The sequence below is a fragment of the Subtercola boreus genome, assembly GCF_003399645.1.
Lineage (GTDB): Bacteria > Actinomycetota > Actinomycetes > Actinomycetales > Microbacteriaceae > Subtercola > Subtercola boreus_A.
In genome coordinates, this window is the sequence record NZ_NBXD01000012.1 from 172,588 (window position 1) to 187,638 (window position 15,051).

10 protein-coding genes are annotated in these 15,051 nt (G+C 68.1%); 7 read left to right on the forward strand and 3 right to left on the reverse strand.

Translation table 11 applies throughout. From position 1 onward, the window contains the following. The first annotated feature begins 192 nt into the window (after window positions 1-192). Complete coding sequence (locus B7R24_RS05495) at window positions 193-3,408, forward strand: MGH1-like glycoside hydrolase domain-containing protein (protein ID WP_216364024.1); 3,216 nt, start codon at window positions 193-195, stop codon at window positions 3,406-3,408. A gap of 20 nt (window positions 3,409-3,428) precedes the next feature. Here B7R24_RS05495 and B7R24_RS05500 read toward each other — a convergent pair whose 3' ends face one another. Then, window positions 3,429-4,361: a LysR family transcriptional regulator gene (locus B7R24_RS05500; RefSeq protein ID WP_437123508.1), complete on the reverse strand. Its 933-nt coding sequence runs from the start codon at window positions 4,359-4,361 to the stop codon at window positions 3,429-3,431. A gap of 76 nt (window positions 4,362-4,437) precedes the next feature. Here B7R24_RS05500 and B7R24_RS05505 point away from each other — a divergent pair, with 76 nt between their 5' ends. Then, window positions 4,438-6,174, forward strand: coding sequence for an L-aspartate oxidase (locus tag B7R24_RS05505; protein WP_116417964.1), 1,737 nt, complete (start codon window positions 4,438-4,440; stop codon window positions 6,172-6,174). Window positions 6,175-6,256: 82 nt separating this feature from the next. Here B7R24_RS05505 and B7R24_RS05510 read toward each other — a convergent pair whose 3' ends face one another. Next, window positions 6,257-6,982, reverse strand: coding sequence for an Ltp family lipoprotein (locus B7R24_RS05510; RefSeq protein ID WP_116417965.1), 726 nt, complete (start codon window positions 6,980-6,982; stop codon window positions 6,257-6,259). Between the two features lie 222 nt (window positions 6,983-7,204). On the opposite strand from B7R24_RS05510, the gene B7R24_RS05515 reads away from it, so the two are divergent. Then, window positions 7,205-7,912: a class I SAM-dependent methyltransferase gene (locus B7R24_RS05515; RefSeq protein WP_301182459.1), complete on the forward strand. Its 708-nt coding sequence runs from the start codon at window positions 7,205-7,207 to the stop codon at window positions 7,910-7,912. Then, on the forward strand, window positions 7,909-8,454 hold the full coding sequence (locus B7R24_RS05520) for a cysteine hydrolase family protein (protein ID WP_116417967.1): 546 nt from the start codon (window positions 7,909-7,911) through the stop codon (window positions 8,452-8,454). The genes B7R24_RS05515 and B7R24_RS05520 overlap by 4 nt, the downstream gene beginning before the upstream one ends. A gap of 85 nt (window positions 8,455-8,539) precedes the next feature. On the opposite strand, the gene B7R24_RS05525 is transcribed toward B7R24_RS05520, so the two are convergent. After that, window positions 8,540-9,139 carry an acyl-CoA-like ligand-binding transcription factor gene (locus B7R24_RS05525; protein WP_116417968.1) on the reverse strand — a complete coding sequence of 200 codons (600 nt, stop codon included), beginning with the start codon at window positions 9,137-9,139 and terminating at the stop codon, window positions 8,540-8,542. A 326-nt stretch (window positions 9,140-9,465) separates the two neighbouring features. On the opposite strand from B7R24_RS05525, the gene ileS reads away from it, so the two are divergent. Genes ileS through B7R24_RS05540 form a run of 3 tightly spaced genes read left to right on the forward strand, consistent with a single transcriptional unit; the run spans window position 9,466 to window position 15,021 of the window. Next, on the forward strand, window positions 9,466-13,014 hold the full coding sequence (ileS, locus tag B7R24_RS05530; RefSeq protein ID WP_116417969.1) for an isoleucine--tRNA ligase: 3,549 nt from the start codon (window positions 9,466-9,468) through the stop codon (window positions 13,012-13,014). Beyond that, window positions 13,007-14,635 (forward strand): bifunctional folylpolyglutamate synthase/dihydrofolate synthase, encoded by a 1,629-nt coding sequence (locus B7R24_RS05535; protein ID WP_253259281.1) that lies wholly within the window; start codon window positions 13,007-13,009, stop codon window positions 14,633-14,635. Before ileS ends, B7R24_RS05535 begins: the two co-directional genes overlap by 8 nt. Then, window positions 14,632-15,021: a DUF4233 domain-containing protein gene (locus tag B7R24_RS05540; protein ID WP_253259282.1), complete on the forward strand. Its 390-nt coding sequence runs from the start codon at window positions 14,632-14,634 to the stop codon at window positions 15,019-15,021. Before B7R24_RS05535 ends, B7R24_RS05540 begins: the two co-directional genes overlap by 4 nt. Window positions 15,022-15,051 lie beyond the last annotated feature (30 nt).

Genomic DNA, 15,051 nt, shown 5'->3' on the forward strand with positions numbered 1-15,051 from the left:
GCTCGTCTTTCTCTACGCCGTGCCCGGCATCTTCGCCTTCACCGGCTTCATGTCGGTGGTCGACGGGCGCTGACCCCCGGGCGGGGAACGCACGGCAGAAAATACCGATTCGCACGGAGCAGTGGACTTTCGTACACGTTTTTGAGACACTTGGGCCACCCGTTTTTCGTCGACAAAGGAGTTGATGCGGTCGTGCGCGTGCGAAACCTGTCTGTCGTGGCTGCGGCCACCGTGTTGCTGTTCGCGGCGGCAGCCGCAACTCCCGCGGCTGCTGCTGCGCCGGCTGCCGCGCCGGCCGCCCTCCCGGCTGCTGGGCCGGCCGGTGTCTACCCGGCCGTCGGCGCCGGTACTCACTTTCTCGACCACACCGCTGACCTCCAGGGGTTCACCGATCCCGCCTGGTACGAGTCGAACATCCCGTTCGTCGACCTGCCCAGCAAGAGCATCGAAGACGTCTACTACTACCGCTGGCGCGTCTACCGTGAGCACCTGCGGTACACGAACCCGACCGACGGGTACATCTCGACCGAGTTCCTGGACTGCTGCGGCTATGCCGCCCCCTACCAGGCGGTGAACGCCGCCGCCGGCCACCAGATCACCGAGGGTCGATGGCTGCGCGATCCGCAGTACGTCGACGACTTCACGAAGTTCTGGCTGACCGGTCCGGGTGCCGGTGCGAAGCCGATGACCGACGGCGTGAACAAGGACACCGACGACTGGGCCCACGAGTACAGCTTCTGGCTGGCGAGCGCCGCCTACGGCCGTGCCCAGGTCACGGGCGACTTCACGCAGGTGAAGGCCCTGCTGCCCCAGCTCATCAGCCAGTACGAGGGGTGGAGCGGGCAGTACAACGCTGACCTCGGCCTCTACTGGTCCGTTCCGGTCTGGGATGCGATGGAGCTCTCGGCCTCGTCATACCAGTCCGACGACCCGTACCACGGCGGTGCGGGCTACCGCCCGACGCTGAACTCGTACCAGTACGGCGATGCGATATCGATCAGCCGCATCGCGTCGATGATGGGCGACAGGGCGACCGCCTCGAAATACAGCACCGCTGCGGCGAACCTGAAGACCTCGATGCAGAAGTGGCTGTGGGATCCGTCGCGGCAGTTCTATTTCGCCATGGCCAGAGACGACAACCCGAACCACACCCTGCTCGACACCCGGGAGGAGATCGGCTACATTCCGTGGGCGTTCGGTGCGGCATCCGCAACCGACTCCGACGCCTGGAAGCAGCTGACCGACCCGCAGGGATTCGCCGCTCCGTTCGGCCCCACCACCGCCGAACGCCGCAGCCCGCTTTTCATGTTCGAAGCGGGAGGGTGCTGCCGGTGGGATGGCCCGAGCTGGCCCTTCTCGACCTCGCAGACCCTCACCGGGCTGGCCAACCAGCTCGACGACTACCCCGCGCAGACCGCCATCACCAAGGCCGATTATGCCAAGGCGGTCGAGACCTACGCGCTCACCCAGTACAAAGACGGGAAGCCCTACGTCGCCGAGGCGCACGACCCCGACCAGTCCACGTGGATCTACGACGGCGCCAACCACAGCGAGGACTACAACCACTCCACGTTCAACGACCTCGTGCTCTCGGGGCTGCTCGGGCTGCGTCCGCAGGACGGGACGACCCTGCAGATCAAACCACTGGTGGATGCTTCGTGGGACCACTACGCGGTCGAGAACGTGCCCTACCACTCCCACAACATCAGCGTGCTCTGGGATGCGGACGGGAGTCACTACGGCCAGGGTGCGGGGATGGGGGTGTACGTCGACGGCAAGCGCGTCACCTTCTCGAAGACGCTCAAAGACACGACGGTGACGCTTCGCCAGGTGGCTCCCACGGGCGCGGCCGTGGCGGCCGCGTCGGCGGCGAACACACCCGGTACCGGCCAGGCGACAGCCTCGGGTGCGGCGACCCGGTTGGTGAACGATGCGGCGAACCCGCTTCGCCAGGGGTACCCGAAGCCCATCGCCTCGTACACGTTCCCGAATGACGACGCCTGGAACCCGCTCGACGGCAAGATCTGGTACACCGAGGTGCCCGAGAACACCAGGTGGACCAACTATGCCTCGCCGAATGCGTCGGGAACCGACTACTACGGGGTCGACTTCGGAGTGCCGACAGCGGTGAGCGATCTGCGCTGGTTCGGCTACGACGACGGGGGCGGGGTCAGGCCCGCGGCCGACTACCGCGTGCAGTACCTGGCGGCGGGCGGTTGGCTGGATGTTCCCGGCCAGGTTCGGGCGCCCGGCACCCCGGTGGGCAACGGGCTCAACCGCATCACGTTCGCCCCGGTCACGACCACCCAGGTTCGGCTCCTGTTCACCAACCCTGCCGGTTCATACGTGGGCGTCACGGAGCTGCAGTCATGGAGCCCCTCGAGTTCGGCGGCCACGGTCGCCATATCGTCCGGCTCAGGCGCCGGCGGTGTCGGGGCGCCCGGCGCGCCGGGAAGCTCGCTGTCGATCGACGGGCCGACCCCGGTGAGCGTCACCGTGACAAACGCTTCGCCTCGGCCGCTCGCGGCTGCGGCCACGGCGCTCGCGGTGCCGCCGGGCTGGACGTCGACGGTGGTGTCACAGCCTTCTGCGGCGCAGCGGGCGAGCATCCGTCCGGGGGCCTCCCTCGTCTGGACCTCCGTCCTGACGCCGCCGTCTGGTTCGGCGCCCGGAACGCAGACAGATCTCGTTGCGACGGCGACCTACCGCGATGGCGCCGCCAACAACCAGTCGACGCACGCCCGCCAGGCCCTGACGGTGGCATATCCGGCTGGACAGCAGGCGCCGATCGGTCTCTGGTCACTCGATGAGGGAGCGGGGGCGACGGCAGCAGACAGTTCGGGCGCGGGCCATGACCTCACGCTCGCCGGCGGGGCAGCGTGGGTTGCGGCACGCGAGGGTGCGACTGGTTCGGCGCTGCAGTTCGACGGTTCGTTAAGCTACGCCCAGACGGCGGGCCCGGTTCTCGACACGGTCGGCAACTTCTCGGTCAGCGCCTGGGTGAAGCTCGATTCGACGGGTTCGTTCGCCACCGCCGTCAGCCAGGACGGAGCGGGAACGAGTGCGTTCTTCCTGCAGTATTCGAAAGCGGATGACCGGCTCGCGTTCTCGACCGAGCAGGGCCGTGCCCTGTCGAACGTCGCGCCTGTCACGGGCAGGTGGTACCAGCTGACCGGAGTGCACGACGCGAATACCGGGCGCTTCACGCTCTTTGTCGATGGCGTTGCGCAGACCCAGTCCTTCGACCAGGCACCGGGAGTCGCGTCGACAGGTCCGCTCGCTGTCGGTCGGGCGCAGGCGGGGGGCCGGAACGCCGACTTCTGGGCCGGAGCCGTCGACGACGTACAGGTCTACAACCGGGCGCTGTCTGCGGCAGACGTTGCTGCTCTCGCCAGCGGAGGTCACTGACCGCGGGCCGCGGGTTCCTGTCAGGCGCTGCCCGCGGGCCTCAGGGTTGCGCCTGACCGGGCGGCGAAGGCAGCCGCCGTTCTGGCGATGGTGCGCTGCATGACGCCGACCGCGGCGGTGGGCGCGACATCCGTCGGGCGGGCGAGGCTGATGGTGCGGGTGAGGGTCGGTTGGCGAAGCCGCACGGAACGCAGCCCCGGCCGGTCGATCAACACCATCGCCGGCACGATCGCCACTCCGAGGCCGCGTTCGACGAACCTCAGCACAGCATCCATCTCCGCGCCCTCGAGGATGACCTCCGGGTGCAGCCCCGCGGCGGAGAACGCGGCGTCGGTCGTTCGGCGGAGGTCGTAGGTCGAGCTGAATCCGACCTGGGGGAGGCCCGCGACATCCTGCAGCCTGATCGTGCCGTGCGCGTTGACGGGTGGTTCGGCGGCCGAGGAGACGACCACCAACTCCTCGACGAGCAGGGGGGCGATCGCGAACCGGTCGGCAGCGGTCGGGCCGGAGGTGGTGATCAGGGCCAGATCGAGTTCACCGGCCGCGAGTTCATCGAGCAAGCGCCGTGAGCCCTGCTCCGAGAGGTGGAGTTCGATAGCGGGATGGGCCGTGTGGAAGTCGCTCAGCACCTCGGCGACGAGGCTGATGCAGAGGCTGGGCGTCGCACCGAGTCGCACCCGGCCGCGTTCTAGACCGGCCAACTCGCTCAGCTCACGGCGTACCGATTCGGCGTCGGCGAGCATCCGCCTCGCCAGCGGCAGCAGGGAATCACCGGCGACGGTCAACGTGCTGCCGCCCCGCGCCCGGTGGAACAGTTCGGCGCCCAGATCGAGCTCGAGCGAGGCGATCTGGCGGCTCAGCGAGGGCTGGGCGAGGTGCAGTCGGTCGGCGGCCCGACTGAAGTTGCCGAGCTGGGCGACCTCGACGAAACTGCGCAGCTGTTCGAGGTTCATATCCATAGCTTAAACGCATCATGAGCAGCCGACATATGCATTGGAGTAATCGGTGGCCCGAGCCTAGCGTTACCCCATGAGCATTTCAGAACGACAGATCTCCACCACCGTCCTCGTGATCGGTACCGGCGGCTCCGGACTTCGCGCCGCCATCGAACTCGCCGAAGCCGGGGTCGATGTGCTCGCCCTCGGCAAACGGTCCAAATCGGATGCGCACACGTCCCTCGCGGCCGGCGGCATCAATGCGGCCCTCGGCACCATGGATGCCGAAGACAGCTGGCAGCAGCACGCGGCCGACACCCTGAAGGAGAGCTACCTCCTCGCCAACCCGCACACCGTCGAGATCGTCACCTCGGGCGCGGCCCAGGGCATCGACGACCTGGAGCGTTACGGCATGCCGTTCGCCCGGGAGGCCGACGGCCGCATCTCGCAGCGCTTCTTCGGCGCCCACACCTACCGCCGCACCGCGTTCGCGGGCGACTACACGGGCCTCGAGATCCAGCGCACGCTGGTGAACCGGGCAGCGCAGTTGAATGTGCCCATTCTCGACACGGTGTATGTCACACGCATCCTCGTCAACGACGACGGTGCAGTCTTCGGGGCGTACGGATTCGACGTCGAAGACGGTACGAAGTACCTCATCCATGCCGACGCGGTGATTCTTGCCGCGGGCGGGCACAACCGCATCTGGCGGCGCACCTCATCGAGGCGAGACGAGAACACCGGCGACTCCTTCCGCCTCGCGGTCGAGGCGGGCGGGCGCCTGCGCGACCCCGAACTGGTGCAGTTCCACCCGTCAGGCATCATCGAGCCCGAGAACGCGGCCGGCACCCTCATTTCCGAGGCGGCCCGCGGCGAGGGCGGCATCCTGCGCAATGGGCTGGGCGAGCGCTTCATGCAGAACTACGACCCCGAGCGGCTCGAACTGTCCACCCGAGACCGCGTGGCGCTGGCCTGCTACACCGAGATCAAGGAGGGTCGCGGCACCCCCAACGGCGGTGTGTGGCTGGATGTCTCGCATCTGCCCCGCGAGACCATCATGACCCGGCTGCCCAGGGTCTACCAGACGATGCTCGAGCTGCAGATGCTCGACATCACGAAGGATCCGATCGAGATCGCGCCGACCGCGCACTACTCGATGGGTGGCGTCTGGGTGCGCCCCGAAGACCACTCCACCGACGTTCCCGGCCTCTACGCGATCGGCGAGGCATCGTCGGGACTGCACGGAGCGAACCGGCTCGGTGGCAATTCGCTCATCGAACTGCTGGTCTTCGGGCGCATCGTCGGCCGGGCCGCCGCGGCCTACTCCGCCGGTCTGTCCGCCCAGAAGCGGTCGGTGGCCGCGGTCGCCGTCGCTCGGGCCGACATCGACGACCTGCTCGCCTCCGATGGGCCCGAGAACGTGCGCGCGCTGCAGCGCGCCATCCGCAACACCATGACGGCACACGCGGGTGTCGTTCGAAGCGAGGAGGGCCTGCTGGCCGGGCTCGCCGAGCTCGACGCGATCGAGGCGCGCATCCCGAGCGTGGGCATCCACCCCGACATCGCGGGCTTCCAGGATCTGGCGCACGCCTTCGACCTGAAGTCGGCAGCGCTCGCGGCGCGGGCCACCCTCGAGGCCGCACTCGAGCGCCGCGAGACCCGCGGCTGCCACAACCGCAGCGACTACCCCGAGACCGATCCCGCCCTGCAGGTCAACCTCGTCTGGTCACCGTCGACGGGCGTGGTGCGGGAGACCATCCCGGCCATCCCCGCCGAGATCGCCGCCTTCATGCGCGAGGACGTCACGGTCGCGGGCAAGCTGCTCGAGTAGCGTCACAGGACGGATGAGGCCCGAGCCCGCCCTGTCAGGCCTGCTCGGGCCGCATTCCGGTCCTCACCCGCCGACAGGCGAGTCAGTCATTGAGATGGGTGATGGCATAGTCGGCTTCGTCGGCTGTGAACTTCTCGCCATACTCGCTGGTCAACTGGTCGCGGATGCCTTCGGGCGACATCGACATCTCGTTCTGGTAGTTCTTCGCCGTGGCGAGGGCGTTCGCGTTCCAGTCGGCCTGCACGTTGTCGACCGCGTACTGGGCAGCCTCGGCCGAGAACTTCTCGCCGTACTCCGAAGTGAGCTGGTCGTAGAGGCGCGCCTTGCTCAGGTGGAGGATCTCCGAATAGTTCGTGGCGGAACGCAACGCCGACTTGTATTCGGCGGAAACATCCGGGGCGGCTGGCGCCGCCGGCGCCGGGGCCTGAGCGGCGGGCGCCTGCGTCTCGATGGGTGCGGCAGTCTCGACGGGCGCCGACGTAGGTGCCGCCTGTGCCGTTTCGACCGGCTGAGGCGCGGAGTAGGCCTGGTTTGTCGGCGTGGCCGATTCAGCGACGATGCTGACCGGCTCGTCGACCGAGGCACTGTTCACCGCAGCGCCCACCCCGATCGTCACGACGATTGAGGTGATGGTAGCGATGCTTCCGAGCGCGATGCCGACGATCGCCAGCACCTTGGACTGGCCCTTTCGCAGTGCAAAGACTCCGAGCACGATGGCAGCGATGCCCACCACCGCGCCGAAAACCGGGATGAGCCCGAAGAGAAAGGCGGCGATGCCGACGATGAGTGCGGCCAGCGCCAGGCCCATCGGGGCTTTCGGCGGTCCAGGTGTAAGCGTGCCGGTGGCCGCGTACGGCGAAGACGGGTTCTGCGGAATGGGCGTGTAGGGGGGTTCCTGTGAGCCGCCCCCCAGCGGTTCAGATGATGTAATGGGGTGAGTCTGTCAGTTCTGTGAAGACTCACAGGTCCCCGTTCTGGGGCTTGCCCGAGGGTTCCTCCCCGCACGCAGGCGCTGCCAGAATGGGCCGAGGTGGAGGTTCGCGCTGACCGACTGGGATGGGCGGCAGTACGCCCGGTTCGCCGACCTTCAGCACGCGCTCGGCGCGACGTTCGCCGCGGAGCTTCCCCTGGTGAGCGGGTGCTTGACGTGGGCTGCGGAGACGGAGAGGTGTCGGCCCTCATCGCAGCGCGGCTGCAGACGGGCGCCGTCAGGGGCATCGACCCGTCACCGCTCATGGTGGCTCAGGCTGCAGGCCGCGCGGATGCCAAGGTGCATTTCGAGGCCGGAGACGTTCTCGCCCTCGACCTGGGCGGGCGAAACATCGACCTGGTCGTGTCGTTGAACGGATTGCACTGGGTGCCCGACCTCGGCCGCGCCCTCTCAGAGCTCCGCTCGGTCACGGCTCCGGCGGGCCGGTTGGTGCTGCAGTTCGTGGGGGCGAGCGAGCGCCGTTCCCTCGAACAGATGGCGATGGATGTCGCGGGATCCCCCGGTGGAACGCAAACTTCGACGGGTTCGATGCCCCCTTCGTGCGCCCCTCACCGGGCGAGGTCGAGCGGCTCGCCGCGGCCGCCGGACTCCGCACAGCCGACTCCCACCTCAGCGAGCACCGCTTCGACTTCGCCGATCGGGCGAGCTTCGAACGCTGGTGCACGCTCGGGTTCGGTCGGGCTCCGCCTCGCTCTTCATCTTCAGCCAGCTCCGGGTCGAACTCGCCCCGGCATAATGGGGTCATGACCCGCGCGCTGCTTCTGATCGACATCCAACTCGACTACTTCCCGGGTGGCTCCTTCCCTCTGGTCGAACCGCTTGCGGCGGCGACGTCGGCGCGAGCGGTCCTCGACACCTTCCGCGCCAGCGGCGAAAAGGTGATGCACGTCTTCCACGTGTCCACAGATCCTGACGCGACCTTCTTCCGGCCCGGTACACCGGGCGTCGGGTTCCACCCGCTGATGACTCCGGCCGAGGGTGAGGTCGTCATCGAGAAGCACGAGCCCAACAGCTTCATCGGCACGGGGCTGAGCGAGCGTCTGGCGGAGAACGACGTCACCGAGTTGGTGATCGTCGGAATGATGAGCAGCATGTGCGTCGACTCGACCACCCGGGCCGCACACGAACTCGGGTACACCGTGACCGTCGTCGCTGGGGCGTGCGCGGCGCCCGACCTCCGGTTCGACGGCACGACCGTTCCGGGTGCGCAGGTGCACGCCTCTTTCATGGCCGCTCTCGACGGCAGTTTTGCCACCGTCGTGCCGGATGCGGCCGCGCTGCAGGGCTGATCGAAGCTCCGCGCGTCGGAAGCGCGTCGGAAGCGCGTCGGGAGCACGTCCGGCTCGCGCAGGGCTCGCGCCGGTCGCTCCCGGCTCAGCCGCCGAGCTCGGCCCCGAGGGAGTCGAGCGCCGCCACGACGAACGGTTCCAGCGATCCGCGCGACGGGCCCGCAGCCGCCCACTCCTGGGCTGCCGCCACCACGGCACCGGTCACCGCGTACGCAAGGGTTCGGGGCCGGAGCGTCTCCGGGTCGAGGCCGAGTCGCACACCGGTGAAGGTGGCCACGAGCCCCGCCCACCGCGAGAAGCGCGCCAGCGCTGACGCCTGCACCTCTGCGACGGTGCCGACGAAGGGGTACTGGGTCAGGATCCACGGCACTCTCGACGGCCCGAAGTCGCGGGCTGTGGCCGCCAGGGCGGCAGTGAGCGCGATCGTGAGCCGGGCATCCGGAGCCTGCTCGTCGAGCCTCTGCTGCAGAACATCGGATGCCCGGTCGATGTCGCCCCAGAACACGTCGCTCTTGCTGCCGAAGTAGTTGAAGAAGGTCGAGCGGCCGACGCCGGCGCGCTGGGTGATCTGCTCGACGGTGGTCTTGGAGTAGGTGTTTTCGAGAAAGAGTTCGAAGGCTGCGTCTTCGAGCAGCTCGCGGGAGGAGGCTCGCGGGCGGCCCCGGGCCGGTTTTGGTTCCTCCACAGGGTCTCCTTTCGCGAGAGTTGTCCCCAGCAGCCTAGTCAGCGCGGGGCGCGTGTAATATTGCCGTGCAAAGACTATGAGCCGGTCATCACCGGGGAGTCGCCGGAAGAACAGTGGTACCCCTCCCGAAAGGGTGGGCCCGCCCAGTAGACCCGGCCGGGGCTGGCCCGTCACAGCCAAAGAGAGAGCGACCGAACGAGCCGGGGCAGCGACAGCGAACCGGCACAGACGGTAAGCGGGGTGGTACCGCGCCGGAGCAGAAGAGCTGGCGTCCTCGTGGAACAGGCAGCAGCACCAACACAGCCGTCCAGGAGACACCAGCAACCATGACGTACCCCAAAGAAGCACCCGCAGCCGGGGCCGGCACGACCGACGCCGCCGGCGCGGCCTTCGGCGCCGGCAGGCCTCCCGCCTCCGTCACGCCGAGCCCGAAGTTCCCAGCTCTCGAAGAACAGGTGCTCGCGTTCTGGAAGGCCGACGGTACCTTCCAGGCGTCCATCGACGCGCGGGCTGATGCTCCCGAATGGGTCTTCTACGATGGCCCTCCCTTCGCAAACGGCCTTCCGCACTATGGCCACCTGCTCACCGGGTACGCCAAAGACCTCTTTCCGCGCTTCCAGACCATGCGCGGCAAGCTCGTTCACCGCCGCTTCGGCTGGGACACCCACGGTCTCCCGGCCGAACTCGAAGCGATGCGCCAGCTCGGCATCACCGAGAAGAGCCAGATCGAGGCGATGGGCATCGCCGAATTCAACGCGGCGGCTCGGGCATCCGTTCTGCAGTACACCGGCGAGTGGCAGGAGTACGTCACCCGCCAGGCCCGCTGGGTCGACTTCGAGAACGACTACAAGACGCTCGACACCACCTTCATGGAGAGCGTGATCTGGGCCTTCAAGCAGCTGCACGACAAGGGCCTGGCGTACGAGGGCTTCCGGGTTCTGCCGTACTGCTGGCACGACGAGACACCGCTGTCGAACCACGAACTGCGCATGGACGACGACGTCTACAAGATGCGGCAAGACCAGACCGTCACGGTCACCTTCCCGCTCGTGGGCACGAAGGCCGAGGCGCTGGGCCTGACCGCCGTGCGGGCGCTGGCCTGGACGACGACCCCGTGGACCCTGCCGACCAACCTCGCGCTCGCCGTCGGGCCCGACATCACCTACGCCGTCGTGCCGAGCGGCCCGAACGGCACCGCCGATGCAGAGGTCGTGGGGGAGGTCGGGGGTACGGATGTCTCGACCACCGTCCTGACCGCCGACTACCTCCTCGCCGCCGACCTGGTCGGCAACTACGCCAAAGAGCTCGGCTACGATTCCGCAGAGGCAGCCCGCGCGGCGGTCGGCCGCACCCTTCTCGGGAGCGAGCTCGACGGCATCCGGTACGACCGGCTGTGGGACCACTACGCCGACGTCGAGACCTACGGCACCCAGAACGCCTGGCAGATCCTCGTCGCCGACTACGTGTCGACCACCGAGGGCACCGGCGTCGTGCACCAGTCGCCGGCCTATGGCGAGGAAGACCAGAAGATCTGCGAGGCCGCGGGCATCCCGGTGCTCATCTCGGTCGACGAGGGCGCTCGCTTCCTGCCGAACATCACCGAGGTCGCAGGTCTCCAGGTCTTCGAGGCGAACAGGCCGTTGACGCAACTGCTGAAGGCCAACGGCCGGCTGCTTCGCCAGGCGAGCTACGAGCACTCCTACCCGCACTGCTGGCGCTGCCGCAACCCGCTGATCTACAAGGCGGTGTCGAGCTGGTTCGTGCGGGTCACCGAGATCCGTGACCGCATGGAGGAGCTCAACCAGCAGATCGGCTGGGTGCCCGAGAACGTCAAAGACGGCCAGTTCGGCAAATGGGTGAGCAACGCCCGCGACTGGTCGATCTCGCGCAACCGCTACTGGGGTTCGCCCATCCCGGTGTGGAAGAGCGACAACCCCGAGTACCCGCGCGAAGACGTCTACGGCTCCCTCGACGAGCTCAAGCGAGACTTCGGCACCCTGCCCCTGAACGCCGAGGGCCAGCCCGACCTGCACCGGCCCTTCATCGACGAGCTGACCCGCCCGAACCCCGACGACCCGACCGGCCAGTCGACAATGCGCCGCATCGAAGATGTGCTCGACGTCTGGTTCGACAGCGGGTCGATGCCGTTCGCCCAGGTGCACTACCCGTTCGAGAACCGCGACTGGTTCGATTCGCACAGCCCCGCCGACTTCATCGTCGAGTACATCGGCCAGACCCGCGGCTGGTTCTACACGATGCACACCCTGTCGACCGCCCTGTTCGACCGCCCGGCGTTCAAGAGCGTCATCAGCCACGGCATCGTGCTCGGCAGCGACGGCCAGAAGATGTCGAAGAGCCTCCGCAACTACCCCGACGTGAACGAGGTCTTCGACCGCGACGGGTCGGATGCGATGCGCTGGTTCCTCATGAGCTCGCCGGTTCTGCGGGGCGGCAACCTCGTCGTCACGGAGGAGGGCATCCGTGAGTCTGTGCGCCAGTTCCTGCTGCCGCTCTGGAACACCTATTACTTCTTCAGCCTGTATGCGAATGCCGCAGGTTCGAGCGCGGGTGCCGCTCCGGATGTCGCGGGCTCGTCCGCAGGCTACGAGGCCTCCTGGCGCACCGACTCGACCGATGTGCTCGACCGCTACCTGCTCGCCAAGACGCGCGAACTCGTCGAGGGTGTGACGTCAGACCTCGAGGCTCTGGATGCGACCGTGGCTGCGGCCCGTCTCCGCGACTTCGCCGACGTTCTGACGAACTGGTACGTGCGACGCTCGCGCGACCGGTTCTGGTCGGGCGACGAGAAGCAGGCGTTCGACACGCTCTACACCGTTCTCGAGACGCTGACGCGACTCTCGGCCCCGCTCATCCCCCTCATCGGCGAGCACATCTGGCAGGGCCTGACGGGCGGTCGCAGCGTTCACCTCGAAGACTGGCCGCACGCGAACGCCTTCCCCGAAGACCATGCGCTCGTGGCGACGATGGACCAGATCCGCGCCATCAGCTCGACGGCCCTCTCGCTCCGCAAAGCGAACGGGCTGCGCGTGCGCCTGCCGCTGGCGAACCTCACCATCGTGACCTCGAACGCGGCGGCGCTCGCTGCGTTCGACGACATCCTGCGCGACGAGCTGAACGTCAAGACGGTCACCTTCGTCGAGCAGAGCGCCACCAGCGCGGCCGACTTCGGCATCACGTCGAAGCTCACCGTGAATGCCCGTGCGGCGGGACCGCGTCTCGGCAGGCAGGTGCAGCTCGCGATCAAGGCCGCCCGGGCCGGTGACTGGAGCGAGGAGGGCGGCGTCGTCACAGCCGGCGGCATCGCGCTGGAACCCGCAGAGTACGACCTCGTGCTCGAGACGGCTGCTCCGGATGCCGCGGGGCAGCCTGCTGCCGAGGGTGCCGCAGCCCCGGCCTCCGCGCTCGCACTTCTGCCCGGGGGAGGGTTCGCCCTGCTCGACACCGCGATGACCCTGGAGCTTCAGGCCGAGGGCCTGGCGCGAGACGTCGTCCGTGCCGTGCAGGAGACTCGCAAGGGCGCCGGCTTCGACGTGAGCGACCGCATCACGCTCGATCTCATCTTCTTCTCCGATGATGACGCCGACGCGGTGAGGAGTGTCGCCGTCGGTGGCTCCGGCAGCAACGCCGGCACCGTCGCGATCGACGACGAGACCCTCGCCACCCGCTTCACCGTCGTCTCGCCGAAGGACTTCAGAAACCTCGGGCAGTACCGTGACCAGCTCGCCTCCGAGTGGGTGGGTCGCCTGGTCGCCGCCGCGCCCGAGCATGTGGCCCGTATCGAGGGCGGCAAGTACGCCAACAGCGACCTGTTCGTCGTGGCCGTGAGCCGGCCGGAAGGAGTGCGGAATGTCTGATCGCAGCAACGAAGCGGGCGCTGACGAGTTCGGTAACGATGGTCTCCGCGAGGGAGACGGCAGGCGCGACGAAGTCGGGTACGGAGACGACCCCGGCGACGGCGTGCACCGCCAGCGTTACGACGACGACGGAACGGTCGACGAAGACGATCCCGGTGCCGCTGCCGACGACGACAGCGCCGACGAGTTCGAGATGGCCGACGCCTACGACGGGCAGCTCGTGGTGCGGGCGGGCGGTGCGGCGACGATCGGCGAAGACGAGCCCGAGCTGCCCGACGAGTTCGTCGAGCAGGGCGACGAGGTCTACGCCGAGCTGCTCTCGCGACTCGGTGAGGCAGCGCCCGAACCCCGGCTCGGCGCCACGCGCAGGGTGGTCGAGTTGCTGGGCGATCCGCACCGGGCCTATCCGATCATCCACATCACCGGAACCAACGGAAAGACCAGCACCAGCCGCATCGCCGAGAGCATCCTCCGCGCCTATGGGCTGCGCACCGGGCTCTTCACCAGCCCGCACCTCGAGCGGCTGAACGAACGCATCATGATCGACGGCAGGCCGATCAGCAATGAGGCGCTCGCCGCGAACTGGGCCGACATCCAGCCCTACCTCCGGTTGGTCGACGACGAGCTCACCGCGGAAGGAGAGCCCCGGCTCACCTTCTTCGAGGCCCTGTCTGTTCTGGCCTTCGCGTCGTTCGCCGATGCGCCGATCGACGTCGGTGTGATCGAGGTGGGTATGGGCGGCGAATGGGACTCGACGAACGTCGCCGACGGGCAGGTCGCCGTGTTCACGCCGATCTCGCTCGACCACACCGCCCGCCTCGGCAACACCGTCGCCGAGATCGCCCGCACCAAGTCGGGCATCGTGAAACCGGCCGTGCAGGTCGTGTCGTCGAAGCAGCAACCTGAGGCACTGGCCGAGTTGCAGCGTGCGGCCGAGCTCACCGAGTCGACGTTCATCAGTGAGGGGGAGCAGTTCGAGGTGCTCTCCCGTTCCGTGGCGGTCGGCGGGCAGGTCGTGACCATCAAGGGCATCGCCGGTACCTACCGCGACCTCTTCCTCCCGCTCTACGGCGATCACCAGGCGCAGAACGCGGCCGTCGCGGTCGCGGCGGTGGAGTCGTTCCTCGGTGGGGGAACGAACGCCCTCGTCGACGATGTTCTCGTCGAGGCCTTCAACTCGGTCACATCGCCCGGGCGCCTGCAGTTGATCGGCACCGAGCCGACGGTGCTGGTGGATGCCGCGCACAACCCGGGTGGTGCGACGGCGCTCGCGGCGGCGCTCACCGAATACTTCTCGTTCGACAAGGTCGTCGCCGTGATCAGCGTGCTGGCCGACAAGGACGCAGCCGGAATCATGCGGGCGCTCGAACCCGTCGTGTCGGAGTTCGTTGTGACGCGTTCGTCGTCAGACCGCGCGATCGACGCCGACGAACTGGCGAGCGTAGTCGTCGGCATCGCCGGTGCCGACCGGGTGATCGTCGAGCTCGACCCGCGCGAGGCGGCGGCGATCGCCCGTGACTCGGCGGGGGAGAGCGCGAAGGGCGCCGTGCTCGTCACGGGCTCGATCACCCTCGTGGGCGAGATCATCACCCTGGCGGCCGAGGAAGGGTGGAAGCCGTGAACCGAACTCCGCGCGAACCGCGCGCTCCCCGCGCTCGCCGCAAGCGCACGGTTCGAGAGAGCCTCTGTTCGATCGTGCTCGGCTTCGAGTCGGTGATCATGTTCCTCGCCACGCTCGCCATCTTCGGCCTGAAGGCGCTGCCCTGGCCCGTCGCCCTCGGTGGGGGAGCCGCCCTCTGCGTGCTGCTGCTCGCCACGATCCCGCTGCTCAACCGCCCCTTCGGCATCGCGCTCGGCTGGGCGCTGCAGGCGATCATCCTCGCCTCGGCCATTCTCGTACCGCTGATGCTCATCGTTGCCGTGCTGTTCGGTGGAATGTGGGTGTTCGCGGTCATCAAGGGTGGCATGATCGACCGCGACAACGCGAAGCTCGCGCCCGCGCCCTGATCCTCTCCCCTCTCCATCCCGCTCCGATTC